Source organism: Pseudomonas sp. 15A4 (genome assembly GCF_016925575.1).
Classification (GTDB): Bacteria; Pseudomonadota; Gammaproteobacteria; order Pseudomonadales; family Pseudomonadaceae; genus Aquipseudomonas.
In genome coordinates this window covers 4,456,257-4,472,474 of the sequence record NZ_CP068986.1, presented here as the reverse complement: position 1 = coordinate 4,472,474, position 16,218 = coordinate 4,456,257, and the positions used below count along the sequence as shown (strand labels likewise).

The 16,218-nt window shown below is 61.6% G+C and carries 12 protein-coding genes and 2 pseudogenes; 2 read left to right on the top strand and 12 right to left on the bottom strand.

Features of this window, described 5'->3' with window-relative positions:
• Positions 1-271: 271 nt before the first annotated feature.
• From JN403_RS19695 to JN403_RS19665, 7 genes are all read right to left on the bottom strand, one after another.
• Positions 272-1,432 carry a sugar MFS transporter gene (locus tag JN403_RS19695; protein ID WP_345945855.1) on the bottom strand — a complete coding sequence of 387 codons (1,161 nt, stop codon included), beginning with the start codon at positions 1,430-1,432 and terminating at the stop codon, positions 272-274.
• A gap of 264 nt (positions 1,433-1,696) precedes the next feature.
• Positions 1,697-2,047, bottom strand: coding sequence for an L-rhamnose mutarotase (locus JN403_RS19690; protein ID WP_205487534.1), 351 nt, complete (start codon positions 2,045-2,047; stop codon positions 1,697-1,699).
• Between the two features lie 22 nt (positions 2,048-2,069).
• Positions 2,070-2,846, bottom strand: a complete 777-nt coding sequence (locus JN403_RS19685; RefSeq protein ID WP_205483967.1) for an SDR family oxidoreductase — start codon at positions 2,844-2,846, stop codon at positions 2,070-2,072.
• Complete coding sequence (locus tag JN403_RS19680; RefSeq protein ID WP_205483965.1) at positions 2,843-3,724, bottom strand: amidohydrolase family protein; 882 nt, start codon at positions 3,722-3,724, stop codon at positions 2,843-2,845. Before JN403_RS19680 ends, JN403_RS19685 begins: the two co-directional genes overlap by 4 nt.
• Positions 3,725-3,775: 51 nt before the next feature.
• Positions 3,776-5,053, bottom strand: coding sequence for an L-fuconate dehydratase (locus tag JN403_RS19675; protein WP_205483963.1), 1,278 nt, complete (start codon positions 5,051-5,053; stop codon positions 3,776-3,778).
• Between the two features lie 341 nt (positions 5,054-5,394).
• Positions 5,395-6,240, bottom strand: coding sequence for a fumarylacetoacetate hydrolase family protein (locus JN403_RS19670; protein WP_205483961.1), 846 nt, complete (start codon positions 6,238-6,240; stop codon positions 5,395-5,397).
• Positions 6,241-6,318: 78 nt separating this feature from the next.
• A complete protein-coding gene (locus JN403_RS19665; protein WP_205483959.1) occupies positions 6,319-7,059 on the bottom strand; it encodes an SDR family oxidoreductase in 741 nt (246 codons plus the stop codon).
• Between the two features lie 233 nt (positions 7,060-7,292).
• Between JN403_RS19665 and JN403_RS19660 the strand changes: the two genes are divergently transcribed.
• The gene (locus tag JN403_RS19660; RefSeq protein WP_205483957.1) at positions 7,293-8,054 is read left to right on the top strand and encodes a FadR/GntR family transcriptional regulator; all 762 of its coding nucleotides are present in this window, start codon (positions 7,293-7,295) and stop codon (positions 8,052-8,054) included.
• Between the two features lie 244 nt (positions 8,055-8,298).
• Here the strand turns inward: JN403_RS19660 and JN403_RS19655 are convergent, their stop codons facing one another.
• The 4 genes and pseudogenes from JN403_RS19655 to JN403_RS19640 form a co-directional block, all read right to left on the bottom strand.
• Positions 8,299-9,132, bottom strand: a complete 834-nt coding sequence (locus JN403_RS19655) for an oxidoreductase (RefSeq protein WP_205483954.1) — start codon at positions 9,130-9,132, stop codon at positions 8,299-8,301.
• Between the two features lie 254 nt (positions 9,133-9,386).
• Positions 9,387-10,710: pseudogene (locus JN403_RS19650) on the bottom strand (MFS transporter).
• 353 nt (positions 10,711-11,063) lie between these two features.
• Positions 11,064-11,378: a hypothetical protein gene (locus tag JN403_RS19645; protein ID WP_205483952.1), complete on the bottom strand. Its 315-nt coding sequence runs from the start codon at positions 11,376-11,378 to the stop codon at positions 11,064-11,066.
• A 597-nt stretch (positions 11,379-11,975) separates the two neighbouring features.
• Positions 11,976-13,171 (bottom strand): annotated as a pseudogene (locus JN403_RS19640) (amino acid aminotransferase).
• Between the two features lie 334 nt (positions 13,172-13,505).
• On the opposite strand from JN403_RS19640, the gene uvrB reads away from it, so the two are divergent.
• Positions 13,506-15,521 (top strand): excinuclease ABC subunit UvrB, encoded by a 2,016-nt coding sequence (gene uvrB, locus JN403_RS19635; RefSeq protein ID WP_205483950.1) that lies wholly within the window; start codon positions 13,506-13,508, stop codon positions 15,519-15,521.
• A 249-nt stretch (positions 15,522-15,770) separates the two neighbouring features.
• Here uvrB and JN403_RS19630 read toward each other — a convergent pair whose 3' ends face one another.
• Positions 15,771-16,202, bottom strand: coding sequence for a DcrB-related protein (locus JN403_RS19630; RefSeq protein WP_205483948.1), 432 nt, complete (start codon positions 16,200-16,202; stop codon positions 15,771-15,773).
• Positions 16,203-16,218: the final 16 nt, after the last annotated feature.

Below are 16,218 nucleotides of genomic sequence, written 5' to 3'. Positions count from 1 at the left end.
CTTCCCGGCTAAAGCCGGTCCCACGGGAGGAATGCGTACAGTCAGTGGCACCGGGTGGAGCCTCGATCTCTGATCGTTCCCACGCTCCGCGTGGTAATGCAGCGCCCGACGCTCTGCGTCGATGAAACGACGCACATTCCGGCGTCTCTGCGACGCGACGCGAGATGCGTGCCCACGCAGAGCGTGGGAACGATCATTAATAGCTGGATGCCCGATTTGTGGGACCGGCTTCAGCCGGGAAGGCATCGGTCGCCACACCGCAAAAGCCCGATCACGCCTCCTGTCCGCGCAACCCGCTGCGCCCATAAAACGCCACCACCACAAAACAACCCAGCGGAAGCAGGTACGCCAGCGCCGTGGAGAAGTGGTCCGCCACCAGGCCCATGAAATACGGCATCAGCGCGCCGCCGACGATGGCCATGATCAGGAACGAGCTGCCGCGTTTGGTGTGCGGGCCGAGGTTTTTCACGCCCATGGCGAAGATGGTCGGGAACATGATCGACATGAAGAAGAACACCGCGACCAGCGCCACCACCGACACGCTTTCCACGCCGCTGACCACCACCGCGCACAGCACAACGTTGATCCAGGCGTAGACCATCAACAATCGCTGTGCCGGGATGCGGCCCATCAGCCAGGTGCTGAAAAAACGCCCGCACATGAAGCAGATCATCGCCACCGACAGCAGGTACGCGGCGCTCTGGCTGGTCATGCTCGCCCAGTGTTCGGTCACGTAATTGATGAAAAACGCGCCCACACCGACCTGTGCCGCCACGTAGAAAAACTGCGTCACCACGCCGCCGACGAATTCTCTGTGCTGCCAGAGGGTCTTGTTGTCGTAGCGTTGAATGCTCGATTCCTGCTCGCGCAGATCGGGCATCGGCGTGCGGGCGAACAGCGCGGCCACCAGCAAAACGATGACCGCGATGACCACGTAGGTGGTTTGCAGCGAGCTGTTGTCACTGCCGGCGTTGCTGCCGCCGAAGAACAACGCGCCCCCCAGCAGCGGCCCAACGAACTGGCCGAGGCCGTTAAATGACTGCGCCAGATTGAGCCGACGCTCCGCGCCTTTCGGATCGCCCAGGACCGTCGCGTAGGGATTGGCCGCGGTCTCCAGGCAGCCCAACCCTAAGGCGATGACGAACAGCGCAAACAGGAAGAACGGGAAGCTCGCCGCATTCGCCGCTGGCATGAACAGCAACGCACCGGCCGCATACAGGCACAGGCCCAACAGGATCCCGGCCTTGTAGCCGAAGCGGTCCATCAAGAAGCCGGCGGGCAGAGCGATGATGAAATACGCGCCGAAGTACGCGGCTTGCAACAGCCCGGACTGGGCCTTGCTGACGTGCAGCGTTTCCTGAAAATGCTTGTTCAGCACATCCAGCAGCCCGTACGACAGGCCCCAGAGGAAAAACAGACTGGTCACCAGCATCAATGCCACCCGCACCGACGGCTCAGCGTGCCGGTACACCCCAGTCTGTACTTTGCTGTGTTTGGTCAACATAACGCTCTCCTTTTTTGTTGTTGTTCAAGCGTGCAGCGTGATGAAGCAGATGTTCGGTCGTGCAGGGATCGAAGCCCTGCACTCGTACCTGTGGGAGTGAGCTTGCTCACGAAGACGGAGTTTCAGGCGCTAGAGATCTAGGAGGTATTTCGGCCCCTTCGCGAGCAAGCTCGCTCCCACAATTGGAGCGCTTCAAGGCGGTTGATCCGCCAGGCTGAAAATCTGCGCCATCGGCTGCCATTTGTTGCCCGGCTCGGTCCACGGCGTCGGCCTCTGAAACCGCCACATCAATGCCTCCCATTCCTGCACCTTGGGGTTCGCCGCTGACGCCAGTTCCATCGCGTCGGCACTGAAGCCCGGCGCTGTGTCCATCACCATGAACAGCCGCGTGCCCAGCCTCCAGATCTGCATGTCCAGCACGCCTTGGCTGCGCAGGTGCGCGGCAATCTGCGGCCAGATGCGCCAATGCAGTTGCTCATACTCGGCAATCAACGCCTCGTCATCGGCAAGGTCCAGGGCCAGACAGAACCGCTGCGCGGCCATGCCGGTACTCATGTCAGCGCGCTCATGTCAGTGCCCGATCCAGATGCGTGTAGCCGCCGTCGACCACCAGCCACTGCCCGGTGGTGTGGGACGCGCGCGGGGACAGCAGAAACAGCACGCTGTCGGCGATCTCCGTCGGTGTGGTCATGCGCTGGCCGAGGGGGATCTTTCCGACGATCTTCGCCAGCTTCGCCTCAGGGTCGTCGAAACTGGCAATCCAGCGCTCGTACAGCGGGGTCATGACCTCGGCCGGGATCACTGCATTCACGCGCACGCCATCACTCAGCAGTGACGCCGCCCACTCCCGGGTCAGCGACAGTTGCGCGCCTTTCGACGCGGTGTAACCGCTGGTACCGCCCTGGCCGGTGAGGGCGGTTTTCGAGCCGATGTTGACGATGGCGCCCTGGCTGGCCTTCAGCGCGTCAACGCACAAATGCGCCATGACGTAGTAGTGAATGAGGTTCTTCTCCAGGGACTCGATGAACGCGCTGCGACCGGCGTCCAGCCCAACGTTGTCGTTGACCCCGGCGTTATTCACCAGCCCGTCGATGCGCCCGAAACGCTCCAGCACATGGCTCACCGCCGCCGCACATGCGGCCTCGTCACGGAGCTCGACCTGCACGAACAGGGTTTGCGGCTGGCGTCTGTCCAGCTCGGCGGCCAATTCGGCAGGCAGCGGCTGATTGGCGAAGATCACCGGGATCGCGCCTTCTTCGGCCAGCCCCAGCGAGATGGCCGCGCCAATCCCCGAGCCGCCGCCGGTGACGATGATGATTTTGTCTTGCAGGTGCAGATTCATGGGCAGTTTCCTTGCAGGCCATAGAGGCGAATGGCGGTGCCGCCGCGCAGCGCGTTTTGCTCATCGACGGCGAGCGTGCTGATGGCGGATTCAAACAGCTGGTGAACGTCGCTGTAGCTGCCGGCGACCTGACAGACCGGCCAGTCGGAACCGAACATCAGTCGCTGCGGCCCGAACAATTCCAGCGCCAGATAGAAATACGGCAGCAGTTCCACCGGTCGCCAGCGTTGCCAGTCCGCTTCGGTAATCAGCCCGGACAGCTTGCAGGCGACATGGGGCAGGGCCGCGAGCGGGGCGAGCCGATCGGCCCAGGCGATGGGGTCTTCCAGTGACAGATCCGGTTTGCCGAGGTGATCAAGGATCAGGTGATGCTGGTCGTGGCGTTGGCAGAAGTCAGTGGCGGCGTGCAGGTCCTTGTCTTTTATCAGCACGTCGTACGTCAGGCCGAGGGTTTGCAACTGACGCATGCCACGGGCAAAGGCCGGGTCCTGGAGGAACAGCGACGGCGCGGGTTCGTCCTGAATCAAGTGGCGAATGCCAACCAGTTTGGCCGCGTCGGTCCAGCGTGCCAGCTGGGCGTCGAGATCGTGCGCCCGCAGATCCGCCCAGCCGACCACGCCTAGAATCCATGGGTGATTGGCGGCATGGCTCAGCAGAACGTCGGTTTCATCCAGGCTGTGACGCGCCTGGACCGCGATGCTGCCGTCGATACTGTGCTGATCGAGCAGAGGCTTCAGATCGTCCGGCAGAAAGTCCCGTTGCAACACGCCATGGCGCTGGTCAATCCACGGGTAGTCCTGCGGGGTGTAAGTCCAGAAATGCTGATGGGCATCCACTCGCAAGGGCGGTGCCGGAACGCTTGAGTGTCGGGACGACATTGTTGTTGTACTCCGTCCGTTTCATGCCTGGGCAAAGCTCTGGCGGGGTCCTCAGCCTTTGTACGCGTAGTGCTCCCGCGAAGCGGCTTTCATCTGAATCGAGAACCCCGGCGCGGCCGGTGGCAGATACGCCGCATCGCGAATCACGCAAGGGTCTTCAAAATGCTCATGCAGGTGATCGACGTACTCCACGACCCGACCTTCATGGGTCCCGGCGATGCAGAGAAAGTCGATCATCGACAGGTGCTGCACGTACTCGCACAGCCCGACGCCGCCGGCATGGGGGCAGACCGGCAGCTGGTATTTGGCGGCCATCAGCATCACCGCCAGCACCTCGTTGACCCCGCCGAGGCGGCAAGCGTCGATCTGCACCACGTCGATGGCCCCGCGCATGATCAGCTGCTTGAAGACAATGCGGTTCTGGCACATCTCGCCAGTCGCCACCTTCACCGGGTGCACGCCGAGACGAATGGTGCGATGGCCCTCGACGTCGTCGGGGCTGGTCGGTTCTTCAATGAACCAGGGTTTGGCGAACGCCAGCTCGCGGACCCAGTCGATGGCCTCGCCGACCTCCCAGACCTGATTGGCGTCAATCATCAAATGGCGATCCGGCCCCAGCACTTCGCGGGCGATGCGCACGCGGCGAATGTCGTCCTGCAGATCGCGGCCGACCTTCAGTTTGATGTGGGAAAAACCGCCGTCGACCGCTTCCTGACACAGCCGGCGCAGCTTGTCGTCCGGATAGCCGAGCCAGCCCGCCGACGTGGTGTAGCAGGGGTAACCGTCGGCCAGTAGCGTTTGCAGCCGTTGCGCCTTGCCCTCTGCACGCTCGGTTAGCAGGGTCAGGGCTTCGTCCGGGGTGATGCAGTCGGTGATGTAACGAAAATCGATGCAGCGCACCAGTTGCGCCGGGGTCATTTCCGCCACCAGTTGCCACACCGGCTTGCCCTCGGACTTGGCCCACAAATCCCATGTGGCATTGACCACGGCGCCGGTCGCCAGGTGAATCGCGCCCTTGTCCGGGCCGATCCAGCGCAACTGGCTGTCGCTGGTGACGTGGCGCCAGAAACGGCCCATGTCTTCAGCGATCCATTCCAGTTTCAGGCCGATCATTACGCCGGCCAGCGCCTTGATCGCGGCACAACAGATCTCATTGCCGCGCCCGATGGTGAACGTCAGGCCGTGGCCCTGGAGGGTAGGGTGATCGGTTTCGAGAATGACGTAGGCCGCCGAGTAATCGGGGTCTGGGTTCATCGCGTCGGAGCCGTCGAGAAATTGCGAGGTGGGGAAACGAATGTCTTCAACGCGCAAGGCGGTGATGGTGGTCATGGCGGGTCCCTTTGGCATTGTTATGGGCAGCGCGGCTTGCTTGGGAATTCGGTTAAAACTTTTCAGCTTGGCACCACAGTGATCTCAGTCCGGCGAAACCCTGTGATCTCAGGCACCCCATGATCTCAACTGGATGGCGATCTTAAGGGAGTTGAAATCCTGTGTTTTCAAGTCCCACATGATCTCAAGCGGATGGAGATCTTGTGGGAGTGAGCTTGCTCGCGAAGGCGGCATCTCTACCCACAGAAATTCAGTGGATGTACTGGCCTCTTCGCGAGCAAGCTCGCTCCCACAGGTGCTGTGTCAACCTTGCTATCCGCAGGCATTCATCAAGTCATTGGTCACGCGTCGACTGTCAACTGCTGCTGTTCGCCCAAGCCTTCGATGCCCAGACGCATGGTCTGGCCAGCGCGCAGGAACACCGGCTCCGGTTTGATCCCCAGGCCCACGCCCGGCGGCGTACCGGTGGAAATCACGTCGCCCGGCTGCAGGCTCATGAACTGGCTCAGGTAGCTCACCAGTTTGGGAATCTGGAAAATCATCGTGCGCGTGTTGCCGTTCTGATAGCGCTTGCCGTCGACTTCCAGCCACAGGTTGAGCTGATGGGGATCGGCGATTTCATCGCGGGTCACCAGCCACGGGCCGATCGGGCCGAAGGTGTCGCAACCCTTGCCTTTGTCCCAGGTGCCGCCGCGCTCGATCTGGAACTCACGCTCGGACACGTCGTTGATCACGCAAAAACCCGCCACGTGCTCCAGCGCATCGGCCTCGTCGATGTAGCGACCGCCCTTGCCGATGACCACGCCCAGCTCGACTTCCCAGTCGGTCTTCTTCGAATTACGCGGGATTTCCACGTTGTCGTTGGGACCGACGATGGCGCTGGTCCACTTGTTGAAAATGATCGGTTCTTTTGGAATATCCGCGCCGGTTTCAGCCGCGTGGTCGGCATAGTTCAGGCCGATGCAGATGAACTTGCCGATCTTGCCCACGCACGGGCCCAGGCGCGGATTGCCCTCAACCAGCGGCAGGCTGTTGACGTCCTGGGACTGCAAGTGCGCGATGCTTTCCGGGCTCAGGGCGGTGCCCGACAGGTCGCCAATCAGATCGGTCAGATCGCGAATGCGGCCGTTGCTGTCCAGCAGGCCAGGGCGCTCTTGACCGGGTTCGCCGTAACGCAGCAATTTCATGGGGTGTCCTCTGCAGGTAAAAATCAGGATTGAGTGATCAGAATTCGGTGTAACCAACAAGCGGGATTGGCGGCGGGCTCAGTTGCTCCAGCCGCCGTCGATGATCTGCGCGGTGCCAGTGGTAAAACCGCTGGCGGACGAGCCCAGGTACAGCGCCAGTTGGGCGATTTCCTCGGGCGTGCCCAGGCGCCCCATGGGCTGGCGTGCTTCGAACGCCGCGTAGACTTCCGCCTCTTCGCGCCCCTCGCGCGCCGCTTGATCGGCCACCCGCTGACGCAGGGAAGGGGATTCAACGGTGCCGGGGCAGATGCAGTTGCAGCGGATGTTCTGCCCGACGAAGTCGGCCGCGACCGAACGGGTGATGCCGATCACGGCGGCCTTGCTGGCGCAGTAGGCGAAGCGGTTGGGCACGCCTTTGATGGCCGAGGCGACCGACGACATGTTGATGATCGAGCCGCCGCCATTGCCCAGCATCGCCGGCAGAAACGCGCGGATCATCTTGTACATCGCCGTGACGTTGAGGTCGAAAGCGAAGCGCCAATCGTCGTCGGAGCATTCGAGGATGTTGCCGCTGTGTACCACGCCCGCGCAGTTGAACAGCACGTCCAGCGCGCCCACGTCGGCGGCCAGCCGTTCGATGGCAGCGTGATCGGTGACGTCGAGGACACGCTTATGCACGCCTTGAAGGTGATCCAGCGCTGCGCCGTTGATGTCGACGGCAAAGACTTCCGCGCCGGCCTTCAGATAAGCCTCGACGCTGGCTTGGCCGATGCCCTGGGCGGCGGCCGTGATGAGCACTCGCTTACCGGTGAGGTCCATGTTGATCCCTTGTTTTTATTGTTGAGACGACCCGGCTGTGGGGTCTGTTGATCTAACCGGGGCCGCGCGATGAGCTGGATTCGATGCACGCGAACCCTCGTGGGGTTTGCTATGCTCCGCTCACTTCAGTGCTCCAATGGTCAGGCCATTGGTCCTGTTTTTAGCACTTGTCATGGACCGCAACAAGGTCATTTTTCGATCCAGTGCGCTGTAATTTTCCGAGCCGATTTCCGATGCCAATCCAAGTAATTGATAACCAGAGACTTTATCGCCAGATCGCCGATCAGCTCCGCGCGCTGATCGACAGCGGTGAATTTCCACCGGGCAGCCGCCTGCCGGCCGAACGTGAACTGGCGAAGATGCTGGGGGTGAGCAGGGCGTCGGTGCGCGAGGCGATGATCGCGCTGGAGGTGATCGGGCTGGTGGATGTGCGCGTCGGTAATGGCGTGCTGGTCTGCGAACCGCCGGGGCAAAAGCTGTCCGATGAACCGGTGATGACCCAGGTCACCCGGGACCAGTGGAAGGACGTCGACCCCGAGCTTGGCATTGAAGTGGATTTCAGCGCGGAAATCCCGCCCTTTGCCTTGCTCCAGGCAAGACGGCTGATTGAACCGGAAGCGGCGGCGCTCGCCGCGCATCACGCCAGCGATGAAGAGCTCGAAGCGATCCGGGAGGCCTTCGAACGCAATGCGCGGGACAACCGCGAGCATTCCCACACCCATCCGGGTGACCGCCTGTTCCACATCCGGATTGCCCAAGCCTCGGGCAATCCGGCCTACGCGCTGATGATCAAGCACCTGCTCGGGCATCAGTACGGCAGCATGTTCCAGCGGCTACAGGCGCACTACACCTCCGACGACATGCCGTTCCGCTCCGAGCACGAACACCGCCTGATCCTCGACGCCCTGCAAAACCGGGATGCAGAAGCCGCGAAGCAGGCGATGGCGGGGCATCTGGATGAAGTCATCCGGATCTTCAGCCGGGGCGGGGTGTAGCTTTCCAATCAGCCCCACATTTTCCCGGCTGCCGCCCAACCTTTAGCGACCTTGTCTGGACACTGCAAATGAGACTGATGACGGAGAACCTGTGGGAGCGAGCTTGCTCGCGAATGCTGACTTCCAGCCGCTAAATATGCAGTGGCTGGACCGGCGCTTTCGTGAGCAAGCTCACTCCCACAGGGGCCGCATCGTGGCCTGCATCCCACACATCAACTACATTTTCCGAACTGCCAGCGAAGCCTCACCCATCCGTCGAGCGCGACACCTCTTCCCATTCCGCAAACTCGGCCTCCAGCTGCGCCAGCTTTTCCCGCACCAGCTTTAACGCATCGCTGCCGAGCAACAAATGCGCTGGCGGGTTAGGGCTGTCGATCAGTTTGAGCATCGCATCTGCCGCCTTGACCGGATCGCCCGGCTGTTTGCCGCTGCGTTCTTCGCGGGCCTTGCGGATCGGGTCGAAGCTGGCGTCGTAATCGGCGATCTGTCGTGCAGTCCGTTGCATCGAACGGCCCGCCCAATCAGTGCGGAACGAGCCCGGCGCCACGGCCGTGACAAACACGTCGAACGGCTTCAGCTCCTTGCTCAGCGACTCGGAAATGCCTTCCAGCGCAAACTTGCTGCCGTGGTAATACGCGATGCCCGGCATCGTAATGAAGCCGCCCATGGAGGTCACGTTGAGGATGTGCCCGTTTCGACGCTGGCGGAACAGCGGCACGAAGGCCTTGATGATCGCGACCGCGCCGAACACATTGACGTCGAACTGACGACGCAGCTCATCGAGCGGCGACTCCTCCACAATGCCCTCGTGGCCATAACCGGCATTGTTCACCAGCACATCGATGGGTCCGAACGCGGTGTCGGCCTCGGCCACCACGCGGTCGATGGCGTCGAAGTCGGTGACGTCCAGCAGCACGCCGTGGGCGCGGCCGGGTGCCTGGGCTTCGAATGTCTGAACGGCGTTTTCATTGCGTAGCGTGCCAATCACGGTGTGACCCGCGGCCAGCGCCTGTTGCGCCAACGCCTGGCCGAACCCGCTGCTGACACCGGTGATGAACAGGGTTTTGGTTTTGCTCATTGCGCGTTTCCTCATGAGGCCTAAGCCGTTGATGGCAGGCCCCCATGGTAGGAACCCTTCGCCCAAAACCGATGACCCAGTCCTACGCGATGATTGCCTGATCCTGCCCCGGCTTGCCGCTGCCATGGGAAGACTGCCGGTCATCCTGTAGGGTGAGCTTGCTCGCGATCACGGTGTGTCAGTCAACTCACGTGCAACTGACACGCCGCAATCGCGAGCAAGCTCACTCCTACAAAGGGCAGACCGCCTGCATTTCACACCCGCGGATTGGCCGTATTCTTCGTCACCAACCGCAAGCCGCTCGCCACACTGCCCACCGCTGCGAAGCCCGCGCCGATGCTCAACGCCAGCACCGGGCCGTGGGTGCTGGAAATGCCGAAACTCAAGGCTACCAACGCCGCACCCGTGGCCTGACCGATCAGGCGAGCGGTCGCAATCGTGCCGCTGGCGCCGCTGGAGCGTTCCTTTGGCGCGCTGGTCATCAGCGCTTTCTGATTCGGCGCCTGGAAGAACCCGAAGCCGATACCGCACAGCATCATTCGCGCGATGATCGACATTACGCTGGCGTCAGCCGGCATGCTCGCCAGAGAAATCATCCCCAGGCACAGCATCGCCAGGCCGATCCCGCCCAGCAGCCCCGGTGGATAGCGGTCAGACATGCGCCCGGCAAACGGCGCGATCATCGCCACCACCACCGACCACGGCGTCATCAGAAATCCGGTCTGGATCGGGTCGCGGCCCAGGGTGCTTTCAAAAAGAACGGCAGCGACACGAACGCCAGACCCTGGGTGGCGAACGAACAGAACGCCGTCAGCGCCGACAACGCAAACATCGGCCGCTTCAGCAGATCCAGGGGGAACATCGGCGCAGGGTGCCCGACCTCGCGCTTGAGCATCAGCGCGCCCCCACCAGAAAGATCGCCAGCGCGATCAGCACGCTGGCCATCGAACCCAGCTGCGCCGCCTGACTCAGGGCGAAGATCAGGGCGCCGAAGGTGATCACGTTGAGCACGGCGGTGACGCGGTCGAAGGTCAGCGTGCCGAGGCGCGTCGCGGGCAGCGAATTCCAGGCGAACACCAGCGCGAACAGGCCGATGGGCAGGTTGATCGCAAACAGCCACGGCCAACTCGCCACCGACAACACCAGCGACGCGACGGTCGGGCCGATGGAGAACGATGTGCCGACCACCAGCGCGTTCATGCCCAGCCCGCGCCCGAGCCGTTCATGGGGGAAGATCGAGCCGATCAGCGCGGCGTTGACGCTCATGATCGCGCTGGCGCCGATGCCCTGCAGCACGCGAGCAACAGTCAGCGTGGGCAACGACCAGGCGAGTGCACACAACGCCGACGACACCACAAACAGAATCAGCCCGCCCAGATACACCTTGCGATGGCCAAGCACACCACCCAGCGCCGCGAACGGCAGCAGCGTGGCGACGGCAGCGAGCTGGTAGGCGTTGATGATCCACACTGATGCGGCGGGCGAGGCGTGCAGATCGGCAGCGATGGCGGGGAGGGCAGTGTTGGCGATGGCGGTGTCGAGGGTGGCGAGGGCGATCGACATCAAAATCGCCGCCATGCCGCGAAACTCGCGAGGGGTGAGTTTATTGCCGACGCGCGGCGCATCCTGAGTGGCGGGCTGGACCATTATCGACAACGCTCCGGGGATGAACTTCAGGCGGGTCTGCAGGCGCAGACGAAAGCGCGATGGTGCCGTTTTGTTAAGGGGCTATGCAATGACAGATCCGCGAGAGTGAGCGCCGGGTGCCGCCTTCAAGTGCGAAGCTGCAAAAATGGATAACGCTGAAATCCCTGTGGGAGCGAGCCTGCTCGCGAAGACTTAGGCTAAACCCAAAGAGATTCAGCGGCTGTACCGACCTCTTCGTGAGCAAGCTCACTCCCACAGATACTCATGAAAGTCGGACCCCATGATCAGAGCAGAACTCTGATCGGGTATCCGACCTCAACCCCCGCTGTATCAATGTCTTTATCCAGCTCGCCGGTCTGCCGTTCCTCTTTGGTCGTGTCCGGCGACTCATGCTCTTCGGGCTCAAAATCAGGTGTGAAACTGTTCTCGCCCGTCAGGTTGCCATTGTTCTCCTGACTCTGCACGCCGTCCTCGGACTGGCTTTGCGACCCGCTCTGGTTCTTCAACGCATCGTTCTGCGCCAGGCTACTGTCCGGCGTCTCTGGATTAATCGCCGGATCGTTGCGGTTGACGGTTTGATCATTGTTCTGGGTAGCCATATGCACCTCTTCTGTCATATCCCGTTCGCAGGACTTACAGATATCGAGGGCAACTAAGGGCAAGGGTTCGATCAAAGTGCTAACTGGCAGCGCGGCGGGGGATCGATCAGCTACGACAACAGCATTCGCGAGCAAGCTCGATCCCACAGGAGGGTGTCCGGTCAGCAACAATTTCGAGCGCCCACACCGGCCTCTTCCCGGCTAAAGCCGGTCCTACTAAAACGCCGCATACAGTCAGTGGGACCGGCGGCAGTCCGTAGGACTGGCTTCAGCCGGGAAGCCTTTGATGTGCTTCCGATGTGCTGTTGATCTTCAACCACAAAAAGTCCAGACAACACCAAACGCGACTTTGGTGCAGGCTGAACGCAGGTCTCGCTCCGTGGGCCGAGCGGCATGGATGCCGCGAGAGCCGCCCCCGCCATGGATGGCGGATGGCGGCGGGCCCACGGAGCGAGACCGGAGTGAAGGAACCCGACGAAGTCGGGCCCAACCGAGAGCAGGCACTTTTGCTTACTTTTGGTGCTTTTCAAAAGTAAGTCGCCGAAGGCGAAACGTCTGCCCTTAGGTAGACGCTCTTGATCTTAAATGTTCAGCGGTTTAGATAACCGCCAAGATCGCCTCAGTAACCGCCCCAATATTCCCCTGGTTCAACGCCGCCACACAAATCCGCCCGGTATCCAGCGCATAAATCCCGAACTCATTGCGCAACCGATGAACCTGCGCCGTCGTCAGACCCGAATACGAAAACATCCCCGCTGCCGCGCGACAAAACTGAAATCCTGCCCCGCCGCATTATTCGCCAGACGCTGGGTCATCTCCTCACGCATCCCACGAATCCGCAGGCGCATCTCGCCCAGCTCCTCTTCCCACTTCGCACGCAACTCAGGGCTGCTCAACACCGCCGCCACAATCGACGCGCCGTGGGTCGGCGGGTTCGAATAGTTCGTGCGGATCACACGCTTCACCTGAGACAACACCCGCGCCGTCTCCTCCTTCGAATCCGTCACGATCGACAGCGCGCCGACCCGCTCGCCGTACAGCGAAAACGACTTCGAAAACGAACTCGAGGCAAAGAACGTCAGGCCGCTGTCGGCAAACAGACGCACCGCCGCCGCGTCCTCGTCAATGCCGTCACCGAAGCCCTGATACGCCATGTCCAGAAACGGCACATGACCCTTGGCCTTCAGCACCTCAAGGACCTTCTTCCAGTCTTCCAGGGTCAGGTCAACGCCGGTCGGGTTGTGGCAGCAGGCGTGCAGCACGACGATCGAGCCGGACGGCAGGTTCTGCAGATCTTCCAGCATGCCCGTGCGGTTCACGTCATGGGTGGCGGCGTCGTAGTAGCGATAGTTCTGCACCGGGAAACCGGCGGTTTCGAACAGCGCGCGGTGGTTTTCCCAGCTTGGGTCGCTGATCGCCACAACGGCGTCGGGAGAAAGCTGCTTGAGGAAGTCAGCGCCGATCTTCAGAGCGCCCGTACCGCCGACCGCCTGAACCGTCATCACCCGGCCCGACGCCAGCAGCGGCGACTCGGCGCCGAACAGCAGGGCTTGCACGGCCTTGTCATAAGAGGCAATGCCGTCGATGGGCAGGTAGCCGCGGGGCAGGTGTTGGGCCACCCGGTTTTCTTCCGCTTCGACAACGGCGCGCAGCAGCGGAATTTTCCCTTCTTCGTTGCTGTAAACACCGACACCCAGATTGACCTTGGTCGTACGGGTATCGGCGTTGAATGCTTCGTTGAGGCCCAGGATAGGATCGCGTGGTGCCATTTCGACAGCGGAGAACAGGCTCATTGTGCGGGGGCTCTGAGTTGGGGAGTGAATGGGTCGCGTCGCTCCAGCCGATTGCACTAGAGCGGTGCACAAACGGGGAGCTAGTATAAAGACACGGGCCAGTGCGGGCGACAGGCCGGAGCAGGTTTTTCCCGCTTTTTGGCGAAATTTTTCGACCGTTAGTCCAGTGCCGCGGACTAATCTCGGGAGGGTGGCTTGAAAGGTGGCGCCGTCGACTCCACTTGTAGTCCCATCACTTCTTTTATGTACGTCTTTTCCCTGACGGGATCAGCCGTCCGTGCTCAATTGCGTTGCTGCAGGATTTATCTGGCAGTGGCCCCTCCAGAGGTACCTTATGTCCGAGTTTCAGCTCGTTACCCGTTTTGAGCCGGCCGGCGATCAACCGGAGGCGATTCGTCAGTTGGTTGAAGGCATCGACGCCGGCCTGTCGCACCAGACCCTGCTCGGTGTAACCGGTTCGGGCAAAACCTTCAGCATCGCCAACGTCATTCAGCAAGTGCAGCGCCCGACCTTGGTGCTGGCGCCGAACAAAACCCTGGCCGCGCAGCTGTACGGCGAGTTCAAGGCGTTTTTCCCGAACAACTCGGTCGAATATTTCGTTTCCTACTACGACTACTACCAGCCCGAAGCCTACGTGCCGTCATCGGACACCTTCATCGAGAAGGATGCGTCGATCAACGACCACATCGAACAGATGCGCCTGTCCGCGACCAAAGCGTTGCTGGAGCGCAAAGACTCGATCATCGTCACCACGGTGTCGTGCATCTACGGTCTGGGCAGTCCGGAAACCTACCTGCGCATGGTTTTGCACGTGGACCGCGGCGACAAGCTCGATCAGCGCGCCTTGCTGCGCCGGCTGGCCGACCTGCAATACACCCGCAACGACATGGATTTTGCCCGGGCGACCTTCCGTGTCCGTGGCGACGTGATTGACATCTTCCCGGCTGAATCGGACCTGGAAGCCATCCGCATCGAGCTTTTCGATGACGAAGTCGAGAGCCTTTCGGCGTTCGACCCGCTGACCGGCGAGGTCATTCGCAAACTGCCGCGCTTCACCTTCTATCCGAAGAGCCACTACGTGACCCCGCGGGAAACCCTCCTGGAGGCAATGGAAGGCATCAAGGCCGAGCTGAACGAGCGCCTGGAATACCTGCGCGGCGCCAACAAGCTGGTGGAAGCACAACGTCTGGAGCAGCGCACCCGTTTCGACCTGGAGATGATCCTCGAACTGGGTTATTGCAACGGCATCGAAAACTACTCGCGTTATCTGTCCGGGCGTCCGTCCGGCGCGCCGCCGCCGACGCTGTACGACTACCTGCCGGCTGACGCGCTGCTGGTGATTGATGAATCCCACGTCAGCGTGCCCCAGGTCGGCGCCATGTATAAGGGCGACCGTTCGCGCAAGGAGACGCTGGTGGAATACGGTTTCCGCCTGCCGTCGGCGCTGGACAACCGGCCGATGCGTTTCGATGAGTGGGAAAACGTCAGCCCGCAGACCATTTTCGTCTCAGCGACGCCGGGTAACTATGAGGCCGAGCACGCGGGGCGGATCGTCGAGCAGGTGGTGCGACCGACCGGTCTGGTTGACCCGCAGATCGAGATCCGTCCGGCGCTGACCCAGGTCGACGACTTGCTCTCCGAGATTCACAAGCGCGTGGCGATCGAGGAGCGGGTGCTGGTGACCACGCTGACCAAGCGCATGTCCGAAGACCTTACCGATTACCTGGCCGACCACGGCGTGCGGGTGCGTTACCTCCACTCGGACATCGACACTGTCGAGCGTGTCGAGATCATCCGCGATCTGCGCCTGGGCACTTTTGACGTGCTGGTGGGGATTAACCTGCTCCGCGAAGGTCTGGATATGCCGGAAGTGTCGCTGGTGGCGATTCTCGATGCCGACAAGGAAGGCTTCCTGCGTTCCGAGCGTTCGCTGATCCAGACCATTGGCCGCGCCGCGCGTAACCTCAACGGCCGGGCGATTCTGTACGCCGACCGCATCACCGGCTCCATGGAACGCGCGATCGAAGAAACCGACCGTCGTCGCGAGAAGCAGATCGCGTTCAACCTGGCCAACGGCATCACGCCGAAAAGCGTGATCAAGGACGTCGCCGACATCATGGAAGGCGCCACCGTGCCCGGCTCGCGCAGCAAGAAGCGCAAGGGCATGGCCAAAGCTGCCGAGGAGAACGCCAAGTACGAAGCCGAACTGCGCTCGCCGAGCGAAATCACCAAGCGCATTCGTCAATTGGAAGAGAAGATGTACCAATTGGCCCGTGACCTGGAGTTCGAGGCGGCGGCACAGATGCGTGATGAGATTGGCAAGCTGCGGGAGCGGTTGTTGGCGGTTTGATGCACGATCATCGTCTGTCGCAAGGCACTTTTCAGGCGCCCGCTGGCTGGCAAGTGCGGTGGATCAGTTATCCAGATGCAGGCTGATACACCCTCTTCGCGGTCAAGCGCGCTCCTACAAATGCTGAGTGCGCTTGAGACACCCACTGCTGCCAAAAATCTTGGCAGGAGGGGGAAGGGCATCATCCAGCTGGGCGGCCATGAGTGCGTCAGACATTCAACGCACTCATGAAGAGCACTTGAAAACCCGCTAAATGCTGTCGAACTGCAGTGACTGTTTGATCGGCGCCCAATGCCCTGCTTCGGACTCGCCCAGCGGCTGCGCCTTTACATAGCTGAGGGCGAGCATCTTGCGCGTGCCGGGCAGCACCAACGCCAGCTGATACTGGAACACCATCTCCTCGCCTTTGCTGAACTGGCTGCGCAGCTCAAGCGCCTCGATGTCCTGCGCGGCGCCGACTCGAATGGCTAGCGCTGGCTGATAACGCAGCTCTTTTACCTGCTGTTCCAGGCGCTTGAGCTGGGCGTCGAAGTTGCTGTGCAGGGTTTCGTCTTGCGCCAGAAAACTGCGGCTGACGATCAGCGAAGTGCCCAGCGCGGGAAACTTGAGGATGTTGATCGAGGCGTCCTGCAACGCGCTATCCGGCAGGGCGAACTGGAATTCGTTGATGCGGTACTGCATGACGGCGATTTCTCTC

What these genes read in the sequence shown, in the direction of transcription:
- JN403_RS19695 (WP_345945855.1), bottom strand. Translation starts at nt 1,432, where the DNA reads ATGCTGGTGACCAGTCTGTTTTTCCTCTGGGGCCTGTCGTACGGGCTG.
- JN403_RS19690 (WP_205487534.1), bottom strand. Translation starts at nt 2,047, where the DNA reads ATGGCCGCGCAGCGGTTCTGTCTGGCCCTGGACCTTGCCGATGACGAG.
- JN403_RS19685 (WP_205483967.1), bottom strand. Translation starts at nt 2,846, where the DNA reads ATGAATCTGCACCTGCAAGACAAAATCATCATCGTCACCGGCGGCGGC.
- JN403_RS19680 (WP_205483965.1), bottom strand. Translation starts at nt 3,724, where the DNA reads ATGTCGTCCCGACACTCAAGCGTTCCGGCACCGCCCTTGCGAGTGGAT.
- JN403_RS19675 (WP_205483963.1), bottom strand. Translation starts at nt 5,053, where the DNA reads ATGACCACCATCACCGCCTTGCGCGTTGAAGACATTCGTTTCCCCACC.
- JN403_RS19670 (WP_205483961.1), bottom strand. Translation starts at nt 6,240, where the DNA reads ATGAAATTGCTGCGTTACGGCGAACCCGGTCAAGAGCGCCCTGGCCTG.
- JN403_RS19665 (WP_205483959.1), bottom strand. Translation starts at nt 7,059, where the DNA reads ATGGACCTCACCGGTAAGCGAGTGCTCATCACGGCCGCCGCCCAGGGC.
- JN403_RS19660 (WP_205483957.1), top strand. Translation starts at nt 7,293, where the DNA reads ATGCCAATCCAAGTAATTGATAACCAGAGACTTTATCGCCAGATCGCC.
- JN403_RS19655 (WP_205483954.1), bottom strand. Translation starts at nt 9,132, where the DNA reads ATGAGCAAAACCAAAACCCTGTTCATCACCGGTGTCAGCAGCGGGTTC.
- JN403_RS19645 (WP_205483952.1), bottom strand. Translation starts at nt 11,378, where the DNA reads ATGGCTACCCAGAACAATGATCAAACCGTCAACCGCAACGATCCGGCG.
- uvrB (WP_205483950.1), top strand. Translation starts at nt 13,506, where the DNA reads ATGTCCGAGTTTCAGCTCGTTACCCGTTTTGAGCCGGCCGGCGATCAA.
- JN403_RS19630 (WP_205483948.1), bottom strand. Translation starts at nt 16,202, where the DNA reads ATGCAGTACCGCATCAACGAATTCCAGTTCGCCCTGCCGGATAGCGCG.